This is a genomic window from Novosphingobium pokkalii, assembly GCF_014652855.1.
Taxonomy (GTDB): domain Bacteria; phylum Pseudomonadota; class Alphaproteobacteria; order Sphingomonadales; family Sphingomonadaceae; genus Novosphingobium; species Novosphingobium pokkalii.
Map to the genome: position 1 here is coordinate 89932 of NZ_BMZP01000006.1, position 9652 is coordinate 99583.

Genomic DNA, 9652 nt, shown 5'->3' on the forward strand with positions numbered 1-9652 from the left:
CGCGCGAAAGCAGGACACGGGTGCGACACGGGGGATCTGTTTTGTGGTTTGCTGGCAGCGTGATTTAGGCAGGCTTGGCGAATTTCAGGCAAATGCCCGATCAGGATTTCACGCTATTGCAGTGCCCTGTTCGATCGCGTGTGAGGGCTGGCCAACGCAGGCAAGGCCGCTTATGCGGATGCGCGATGTATCTCGTCGTGTTCCGCAATCGCAAGCGCGCCGGTCTCGATGCCGCCGCCTATGGCGCCGATGCCCAGGCGATGGAAGACCTCGCCCGGCTTCAGCCCGGCTTCCGCAGCTTCAAGTCCTATGTCGCCGATGATGGCGAAGTGGTCGCCCTGTCGGAATGGGACAGCGAAGACGCCGCCCGCGCCTGGCGCGCACAGGCCGCCCATGCCCAAGTCCAGCGCCGGGGCCGCGAGGCCTATTACGAAAGCTATTCCCTGTTCGCCGGCACCCCCAGCCGCATCCACCATTTCGAAAGAAGCGACACATGACCCTGACGCTCTACGGCATTCCCAACTGCGACACCGTGAAGAAGGCGCGCACCTGGCTCGATGGGCAGGGACTGGCCTACACCTTCCACGACTACAAGAAGCAGGGCGCCGACGCTGACCAAGTGGCCGGATGGGTGGCGCAAGCGGGGCTGGAGAGAGTGCTCAACAAGGCCGGAACCACGTTCCGCAAGCTGCCCGAGGCGGACAAGGCCGATCTGACGACCGAAAAGGCCGTGACGCTGATGGTGGCGCAACCCTCGTTGATCAAGCGGCCGATCGTGGAGCATCCCGGCGGCCTGCTCGTGGGGTTCAAGCAGGCCGAATGGGAAACCGCGCTTACGCCCGCGTGACGGTCACGATATAGTTCAGCGCCAAGTCGTCCGACAGGTGCAGCCCCTTGGCCGGCCCCCAGGCAATGCCCTGGGGGTTGCCCATCTTGAGGCCCGCCGCTTCCAGCAGATCGTGCAGTTCGATCGGGGTGATGAAATCGTCCCAATGGTGCGTCCCGCGCGGCACCATGCCCAGCCGCTCCGCTGCTTCCACCATCAGCACGCGCGAGGCAGGCGTGCGGTTGGGGGTGGACAGCACCATCAACCCGCCCTGGCCGAGCGTCTGCGCCAGCGCGGCCACGAAGGCGGGCTTGTCGGCGACGTGCTCGATCACTTCCATCGAGGTGACCAGGTCGAAACCGGCAAGGCCCAGTTCTGCCAGTTCGCCATGGCGATAGTCGATGGTCAGCCCCGCACCCTCGGCATGGGCGCGCGCCGCCGCGATGTTTTCCGCCGCCGCGTCCACCGCCGTGACAGCCGCACCCATGCGATGCAGCGGCTCTGCCAGCAGGCCGGCGCCACAGCCCACATCAAGGGCGCGCTTGCCCGCAAGGGGGCGCAACCCGCGCGGATCGGCGGCGAAATGCGTGTCGATCGCCGCGCGGATGAAGCCCAGGCGCACCGGGTTCAGCTTGTGCAGCATCGCCGATTGGCCCTTGGGATCCCACCAGTCGGCCGCCAACTTGCCGAAATGGGCCGCTTCTTCGGGCCGGATGGTCTGTGCGCTCAAGGTTGTTGCATTGCTCATGCCACCTCCCTAAAGCGCCGCATTCGCATGGTCCATGGGCCATGCGGGCAAGATTCTTTCTTTTGGCAGGTGAACAGGAGCACAAGCGTTGGCCCGGATCGTGATGAAATTCGGCGGCACCTCGATGGCCGGAACCGAGCGAATCCGCCGCGTCGCGCGGATCGTGCAGCGCCAGCAGGCCGCCGGCCATGAAGTGGCGGTGGTGGTTTCGGCCATGGCCGGCGAAACCGACCGCCTCGTGAACTTCTGCCGTGAAGCCAGCGCGCTCTATGATCCGGCGGAATACGATGTGGTGGTGGCCAGCGGCGAGCAGGTCACCTCGGGCCTTCTGGCCATGCACTTGCAGGCGTTGGGCTGCAAGGCGCGCTCGTGGCTGGGCTGGCAATTGCCTGTGCGCACCGACGATGCCTTTTCCAAGGCGCGCATCGAAGGCATCGATTCGGCAGAGCTGCTGGCCAGCATGGCCGCCGGCGAAGTGGCGGTGATCCCCGGTTTCCAGGGGCTGACCGACAGCAACCGAATCACCACGCTGGGCCGTGGCGGGTCCGACACCTCGGCCGTAGCCGTGGCCGCCGCGATCGGCGCCGACCGCTGCGACATCTATACCGACGTCGACGGGGTCTATACCACCGACCCCCGCATCGTGGCCAAGGCGCGCAAGCTCAAGGCCGTGACCTACGAAGAAATGCTGGAACTGGCCTCGGTCGGTTCCAAGGTTCTGCAAACCCGTTCCGTCTCGCTTGCGATGAAGGAGAACGTGCGGGTGCAGGTGTTGTCATCCTTCATCGACGACGATGCCCCGGCGGCGGACACGATCCCCGGCACGATGATCGTCGCGGACGAGGAACTGGAAGGGTACGAAATGGAACGCCAGCTGATCACCGGCATCGCTGCCGACAAGAACGAGGCCAAGGTCACTCTCACGCGGATCGCGGATCGCCCCGGCGCGGTTGCCTCGATCTTTGCGCCGCTGGCCGAAGCCAACATCAACGTGGACATGATCATTCAGAACATCGCCAAGGACAAGGGCGAGACGGATGTGACCTTCACCTGCCCGCAGGCCGACCTCGCCCGCACCCAGGCCCTGCTGGAAGAGCGCAAGGACCAGATCGGCTGGTATCGCCTGATCGCCGACAGCAAGGTGGCCAAGGTTTCCGTGGTCGGCGTGGGCATGCGCAGCCACGCCGGCGTTGCCAGCACGATGTTCAAGTCGCTGGCCGATCGCGGCATCAATATCCAGGCGATCTCCACCAGCGAAATCAAGGTCTCGGTGCTGATCGACGCCGACGAAGTGGAACTGGCCGTGCGCGTGCTGCACACCGCCTATGGGCTGGACGCGCAGTAAAGGGTGTATGGGCCGACCCGTTGCGGAGGGCCCCGGGTCAAGCCCGGGGCGACGGGATTAAAGCGCAATGCCTCGTCGCCCCGGACTTGATCCGGGGCCCCACGCAGCGCTCGCAAATGCAGCCATTTCGGCAGAAACAGCCATTGCTGGCTTGATGTAGCGCACCCCCTCGCGCAACCTCGCCCCATGCAAAGCGAAGCCAAAGGCGGCTGGGTCTATATCATGACCAACCGCCCGCGCGGCATACTCTACGTGGGCGTTACCGCCGATCTCGCCCGTCGCGTGGTCCAGCACCGGGACGGCTCCGGATCAGCCTTTTGTGCCGCCCATGCGCTGGCCCGGCTGGTATGGGCCGAGCGTGGCGAAGCCATCGAAGACTGCATCGCCCATGAGAAACGCCTGAAACGGTGGCAGCGGGCTTGGAAAATCGCCTTGGTGGAGCGCACCAACCCAGACTGGGAGGATTTGTTCGACCAGTTATAGGGTTCGAGGGCGGCGTGGGGCCCCGGATCAAGTCCGGGGCGACGAAAGCTTGCACCAGAACGTCGCCCCGGACTTGATCCGGGGCCCTCCGCCACGCAGCACATCAATCCAGATTGGGCCGCAGCCAGCGTTCAGCCACGGCAAGATCGACTCCGCGCCGCGTGGCATAGTCGGCCAACTGGTCGCGGCCGATCGTGGCGACGCCGAAATACTGGCTGTCGGGGTGGGCGAAGTAGAAGCCCGAAACGGCTGCCGTGGGCAGCATGGCTTGGCTTTCGGTGAGCACGATCCCGGCGTTGCCCGGCGCGTCGAGCAGATCGAACAGGATCGGCTTGAGGCTGTGATCGGGGCAGGCCGGATAGCCGGGCGCCGGGCGGATGCCGCGATATTCCTCGCGGATCAGCGCCTCGTTGGTCAGTTGCTCGCCCGGCGCATAGCCCCACAGGGTGGTGCGCACGTGTTGATGCAACCGCTCGGCAAAGGCTTCGGCAAAGCGGTCTGCCAGGGCCTTGAGCAGGATGTCGGAATAGTCGTCGTGCGCGGCCTGGAAGCGGGCCAGGTGCGGTTCGATGCCGTGGATGCCCACGGCAAAGCCGCCCAGCCAGTCGCCCGCCGGATCGATGAAGTCAGCCAGGCAGAAATTGGCGCGGCCCCGGCTCTTGGCAAACTGCTGGCGCAGGAACGGCAGGCGCACCATCTGCTCGTCGTCATCGGGATGCAGCACCACGTCGTCGCCATGGCGGGCAGCGGGCCAGAAGCCGCAGACGCCCTTGGCGGTCAGCCATTTCTCGCTCACGATACGCTCGAGCATTGCCAGGGCATCGGCATGGAGGCTACGCGCACTTTCGCCCACCACGGCATCGTCGAGGATCGCCGGATACGTGCCGGCCAGTTCCCAGGCGCGGAAGAACGGCGTCCAGTCAAAGCATTCGACCAGATCGGCCAAGTTCCATTCGGGGAAGACATGCAGACCCGGCTGGGCCGGCGGCGCGGGCTTGTGCGCGAACTCGGCCACGAAGGCATTGGCGCGCGCGTCTTCCAGGCTGAGCAGCTTAGAACCGCCCTTGCCCGCGCGCGCCTCGCGGACATGCTGGTAATCGGCGGCCGTCGCGGCAATGAACCCTTCGGCCTGGGTATCCGACAGAAGCTGGCTGGCGACGCCCACCGCGCGGCTGGCGTCGAGCACGTGGACAACCGGGCCATCATAGGCCGGATCGATGCGCAGCGCGGTGTGGACCTTGCTGGTGGTGGCCCCGCCGATCAGCAGCGGAATGGTCATGCCCGCACGCTGCATTTCCTCGGCCACGGTCACCATCTCGTCCAGCGAGGGGGTGATCAGGCCGGACAGCCCGATGATATCGGCCTGCTCCTTCTGCGCCACATCGAGGATCGTGGCCCAGGGCACCATCACGCCCAGATCGATCACTTCGTAGCCGTTGCACTGCAAGACCACGCCGACGATGTTCTTGCCGATATCGTGCACGTCGCCTTTCACCGTGGCCATCACGATGCGGCCCTTGGCCTTGGCACCGGCTTCCTTTTCCGCCTCGATGTAGGGGATGAGGTGCGCGACTGCCTTCTTCATCACGCGCGCGGATTTGACCACCTGCGGCAGGAACATCTTGCCCGAGCCGAACAGGTCGCCCACCGTGTTCATGCCCTCCATCAGCGGGCCTTCGATCACTTCGATCGGGCGCCCGCCGCGCGCGGCAATGGCGGCGCGGGCTTCCTCGGTATCCTCGACGATATGCTGGTCGAGGCCCTTGACCAGGGCATGTTCCAGACGGCGCACCACGTCCCAGCCGCGCCATTCCTCGGCGGCCTTTTCGGCGGCCTTGTCCCGCCCCTTGAAGCTTTCGGCCAGTGCGATCAGCCGCTCGGTGGCGTCAGGGTGCCGCATCAGCAGCACGTCTTCGCAGGCCTCGCGCAGGACCGGGTCGATCTGGTCGTAGATGTCGAGTTGCCCGGCATTGACGATGGCCATGTCCATGCCCGCCGGAATGGCGTGGTAGAGGAACACCGAATGCATCGCGCGGCGCACCGTCTCGTTGCCGCGGAAGCTGAACGAGAGGTTGGACAGCCCGCCCGAGATATGGACGTGCGGGCAGCGTTCCTTGATCTCGCGCGTCGCCTCGATGAAATCGAGCGCGTAGCGATCGTGCTCCTCGATGCCGGTGGCCACGGCAAACACGTTGGGATCGAAAATCACGTCTTCGGGCGGGAAGCCGATGCCCATCAGCAGGTCATAGGCGCGGCAGCAGATTTCCACCTTGCGTTCGCGCGTATCGGCCTGGCCCTTCTCGTCGAAGGCCATGACGACGACCGCCGCGCCATAGTCCATGCACAGGCGCGCGTGATGCAGGAATGCCTCTTCGCCTTCCTTCATCGAGATCGAATTGACGATGGGCTTGCCCGACACGCATTTGAGGCCCGCCTCGATGACTTCCCACTTGGAGCTGTCGATCATCACCGGCACGCGGGCGATGTCCGGCTCTGCCGCGATCAGCTTGAGGTAGGTGGTCATCGCCTCGACCGCGTCGAGCAGGCCCTCGTCCATGTTGACGTCGATGACCTGGGCGCCGTTTTCCACCTGCTGGCGCGCCACGTCCACGGCCTTGGCATAGTCGCCCGCCAGAATCAGCTTCTTGAACGCGGCCGAGCCGGTGACATTGGTGCGCTCGCCCACGTTCACGAAACGCGAGCCGGAATTGATGGTGTCGGTCATCACTTGATCATCACAAAGGGTTCGAGGCCGGCAAGGCGCGTAAGCGGTTCGGGGCGCGCGGTCTGGCGCGGGGCAAGCCCTGCCACCTTGCGCGCCATGGCGGCGATATGCGCGGGGGTGGAGCCGCAGCAGCCGCCCAGCACGTTGACCTGGCCCGCCACGGCCCATTCGCCGACGAGGCCTGCGGTGGTATCGGGCTCCTCGTCATACTGGCCCAGTTCGTTAGGCAGGCCGGCATTGGGATAGATCATGATCAGGGTGTCGGCGATTTCGGCCAGCGCCTTGACATGCGGGCGCAACTGCGTGGCGCCGAACGAGCAATTGAGGCCGACCGTCACCGGCCGGGCATGGCGCACCGCATACCAGAACGCCTCGACCGTGTGGCCCGACAGGTTGCGCCCGGAAAGATCGGTCAGCGTCATCGACAGCATGATCGGCACTTCGCGGCCCAGTTGCCGCTCCAGCTTTTTCACCGCCATGATCGCGGCCTTGCAATTGAGCGTGTCGAACACCGTTTCCACCAGGATGAAATCGGCGCCGCCTTCGACCAGCGCTTCGGCCTGCTCGCGATAGACTTCGACCAGGAAATCCCAGTCGATTTCGCGATAGCCGGGATCGTTGACATCGGGCGATAGCGACAGCGTCTTGTTGGTCGGCCCGATCGCGCCGGCGACAAAGCGCGGACGGCCATCGGCAGCGGCGAACTCATCGGCCACGCGGCGGGCCAGGCGCGCCGATTCCACATTGATGTCGCGCACCAGGTGCTCGGCGCCGTAATCGGCCTGGCTGATGCGGTTGGCCGAGAACGTGTTGGTTTCGGCAATGTCCGCTCCGGCCTGGAAATAGGCGCGGTGGATCGCTTCGGGCACGTCCGGCCGGGTCAGTGCCAGGATATCGTTGTTGCCCTTCTGATCGTGCGTGAGGCCAAGGTTCCCGGCATAGTCGGCCTCGGTCAGCTTGCGGTTCTGGATCTCGGTGCCAAAGGCACCATCGGTGATCAGGATGCGCTGGGCAGCCTGTTGCAGCAGCGCGGCGCGCGCAGCGCTGGGGATCAGATCGGTCATGCGGCGTTCTCCAGCCCGGCCGCATCCTTGGGGCGGCGGCCGAGGAGGTGGCAGATGGCATAGCTCAGCTCGGCGCGGTTGAGCGTGTAGAAGTGGAAATCGCGCACCCCGCCGGCATAGAGGCGGCGGCAAAATTCCGCCGAAACCGTGGCGGCGACCAACTGGCGCGAAGCCGGATGGGTATCGAGCCCGGCAAACAGGCTCTCCATCCATGCCGGCAGGGCGGCGCCGCAGGCAGCGGCAAACTTGCGCGTCTGGGCAAAATTGGACACCGGCAGGATGCCCGGCAGCACCGGCGCATCGATCCCGGCGGCGGCCAGCTTGTCCTGATAGCGGAAGAAGGTCTCCGGCTCGAAGAAGAACTGGCTGATCGCGCGGGCAGCGCCTGCATCCAGCTTGCGCTTGAGGTTGTCGATATCGGCGTCCTGGCTGGGCGAATCCGGGTGGCTTTCCGGATAGGCAGCCACCGAAATGTCGAACGGCGCGATGGTCTTGAGCCCCGCCACCAGCTCGGCGGCATTGGCATAGCCATCGGGATGCGGCGTGAACGGCACGCCTGGCGCGCCCATGTCGCCGCGCAGGGCCACGATATGGCGCACGCCCGCTTCCCAATAGGCTTCGGCCACGGCGCGGATCTCGGCCTTGCTGGCGTCGACGCAGGTCAGGTGCGCGGCGGCCGGCAGGCGCGCCTCGCGGATGATGCGCGCCACCGTGTCATGCGTGCGATCGCGGGTGGAGCCGCCCGCGCCATACGTCACCGAGACGAATTCGGGCTGGAGCGGCGCCAGCGTCTCCACCACGTCCCACAACTGCGCCATCAGCGCGTCGGTCTTGGGCGGGAAGAATTCAAAGCTCACCCGGATATCGCCAGGCAGCCCGGCGAAGAGAGGGGTATCGAGCGCGGTGCGCGCCTCGCGCAACTGGTCGTAGCGGGTCATGGGTCTCAGCTCTTGGAAAAGGCGGGGGCTGATGGCAGCGCCGCGCCGGGCTCGCGGCGGCGGGCGGTCCACAGCTTGACGATCAGTTCGCGCCCGGCCAGCGCCTGCTCGGCCAGCGGGACGAACCCGGCATCGCCCAGCAGCTTGGCCATCTGCGCATCGGAAAAGCCCAGGCGCGCATGGGCATGGGCCAGGCGCAGTTCCTCGCGATCGTGCGCGGCAAAATCGACGACCGCGATCCGCCCGCCCGGCGCGGTGACGCGCGCCGCCTCGGCCAGCACGGCTTCGGGCGCGAGGGCATAATGCAGCACCTGGTGAAACAGCACGGTGTCGAACGCGCCATCGGCAAAGGGCAGCGCCAGGAAATCACCTTGTACCAGATCGACCTGCCCGGCCGGCAGCCCTTGCAGGCGGGTGCGTGCCAGGCGCAGCATTTCCGGGCTCTTGTCCAGCCCGGTGACATGCGCCGCGCGCGGTGCGAGCAGTTCGGCCATGCGGCCGGTGCCAGTGCCCACGTCGAGCAACTGGCCCAGCGGCCGGGCCGCGCCGGCTTCGTCGAGCAGGGCGACCAGCGCCGCTTCCACCGGGCCATCGGCAATGTGCAGGCTGCGCAACTGGTCCCAGTCGGCGGCATGGCGGGCGAAGTATTCGGCAGCGCTGGCCTCGCGCGTGGCGCGGATGGCGTCGAGATGCTGGCGATCCTCGCGCACCTGAACCGAAAAGTCCGCGTCCTCCGCTTCGGCTGCGGCCAGGGCGCGGGCCAGCGCGGTGCCCAGCGCCGAGGGTGCGCCGCGCCGGGCGCTTTCCTCGGCAATGGCCGCGCGCAGAAACACCCAGCCCCCTTCGCGCCGCCGCTCCGCCAGGCCGGCATCGCACAGGATCTTCACATGGCGCGACACGCGCGGCTGGCTTTGCCCGAGCACTTGCGCCAATTCGCCCACGGCCAGCTCCATACTGGCGAGAAGCCGCATGATGCGCAGACGGGTGGGGTCTGCCAGGGCGCGCAGGGATTCGAGCAGGGTCATCGTGGAAGCCATATAAAGCAACCTTTATATCGGTCAATCCATATAAAGAGTTCTTTATATCAGTGAGCAAGCCTTACAAAGCGGCGCGGCCCGACCGGACACGGGCCATCGCAACCAGCCATGCCGGGCCAAGTTTGCCATTGGCTTGACGCGGGCGCGCCGATAATACCGATGGGGAACGATCGGCTGCAAAGCCGACAGGAATCAACAAGGAAGCCCCACGATGAAGAAGCTCCTCTCGACTGCCGTTCTGGCCGCCGCCGCGCTCTCGCTGTCCGCTTGCGGCCATTCGGACGATGCTTCGAGCGAAGCGACGCCCGACAACGTGGAAATGCCGGCCGACGAACTGCCCGCCACCGACGTTTCGGCCGCTGCGCCGGCCCCGGTCGATGCCCCGGCCGCCGACACCAGCGCCGCCGCGCAGACCCCCGAAGACGCCGCCCGCAGCGCCGCCGACAACGCCGCCGCCGCGGCCGACGCCGCGAAGGCTGCTGCGGC

Annotated in this window: 10 protein-coding genes; 5 read left to right on the forward strand and 5 right to left on the reverse strand. The window is 66.3% G+C overall.

Going from position 1 to position 9652, the window contains the following annotated elements:
• Positions 1-185: 185 nt before the first annotated feature.
• Together IE191_RS08055 and IE191_RS08060 are read left to right on the forward strand one after the other, a co-directional pair.
• Complete coding sequence (locus IE191_RS08055) at positions 186-497, forward strand: antibiotic biosynthesis monooxygenase family protein (protein WP_191323859.1); 312 nt, start codon at positions 186-188, stop codon at positions 495-497.
• A complete protein-coding gene (locus IE191_RS08060; RefSeq protein WP_191323860.1) occupies positions 494-847 on the forward strand; it encodes an arsenate reductase in 354 nt (117 codons plus the stop codon). Before IE191_RS08055 ends, IE191_RS08060 begins: the two co-directional genes overlap by 4 nt.
• Here IE191_RS08060 and ubiG read toward each other — a convergent pair.
• Complete coding sequence (ubiG, locus tag IE191_RS08065) at positions 834-1574, reverse strand: bifunctional 2-polyprenyl-6-hydroxyphenol methylase/3-demethylubiquinol 3-O-methyltransferase UbiG (RefSeq protein ID WP_191323861.1); 741 nt, start codon at positions 1572-1574, stop codon at positions 834-836. The two genes, IE191_RS08060 and ubiG, sit on opposite strands and share 14 nt — an antisense overlap.
• An 88-nt stretch (positions 1575-1662) precedes the next feature.
• Here ubiG and IE191_RS08070 point away from each other — a divergent pair, with 88 nt between their 5' ends.
• Both IE191_RS08070 and IE191_RS08075 read left to right on the forward strand, forming a co-directional pair.
• Entirely contained in the window at positions 1663-2919 is a 1257-nt protein-coding gene (locus tag IE191_RS08070) for an aspartate kinase (RefSeq protein WP_444544236.1), read from the forward strand.
• 186 nt (positions 2920-3105) lie between these two features.
• Positions 3106-3402, forward strand: coding sequence for a GIY-YIG nuclease family protein (locus IE191_RS08075; RefSeq protein WP_191323862.1), 297 nt, complete (start codon positions 3106-3108; stop codon positions 3400-3402).
• Positions 3403-3505: 103 nt separating this feature from the next.
• Here the strand turns inward: IE191_RS08075 and metH are convergent, their stop codons facing one another.
• From metH to IE191_RS08095, 4 genes are read right to left on the reverse strand one after another with little or no spacing between them, the layout of a single operon-like run.
• On the reverse strand, positions 3506-6127 hold the full coding sequence (gene metH / locus IE191_RS08080; protein ID WP_191323863.1) for a methionine synthase: 2622 nt from the start codon (positions 6125-6127) through the stop codon (positions 3506-3508).
• Entirely contained in the window at positions 6127-7191 is a 1065-nt protein-coding gene (locus IE191_RS08085; RefSeq protein WP_191323864.1) for a homocysteine S-methyltransferase family protein, read from the reverse strand. The genes metH and IE191_RS08085 overlap by 1 nt, the downstream gene beginning before the upstream one ends.
• Complete coding sequence (gene metF, locus IE191_RS08090) at positions 7188-8129, reverse strand: methylenetetrahydrofolate reductase [NAD(P)H] (protein WP_191323865.1); 942 nt, start codon at positions 8127-8129, stop codon at positions 7188-7190. The genes IE191_RS08085 and metF overlap by 4 nt, the downstream gene beginning before the upstream one ends.
• Positions 8130-8134: 5 nt before the next feature.
• A complete protein-coding gene (locus IE191_RS08095; protein ID WP_191323866.1) occupies positions 8135-9166 on the reverse strand; it encodes an ArsR/SmtB family transcription factor in 1032 nt (343 codons plus the stop codon).
• 211 nt (positions 9167-9377) lie between these two features.
• On the opposite strand from IE191_RS08095, the gene IE191_RS08100 reads away from it, so the two are divergent.
• Positions 9378-9652: hypothetical protein (locus IE191_RS08100; RefSeq protein ID WP_191323867.1), on the forward strand; the 275-nt coding region annotated here is incomplete at its 3' end.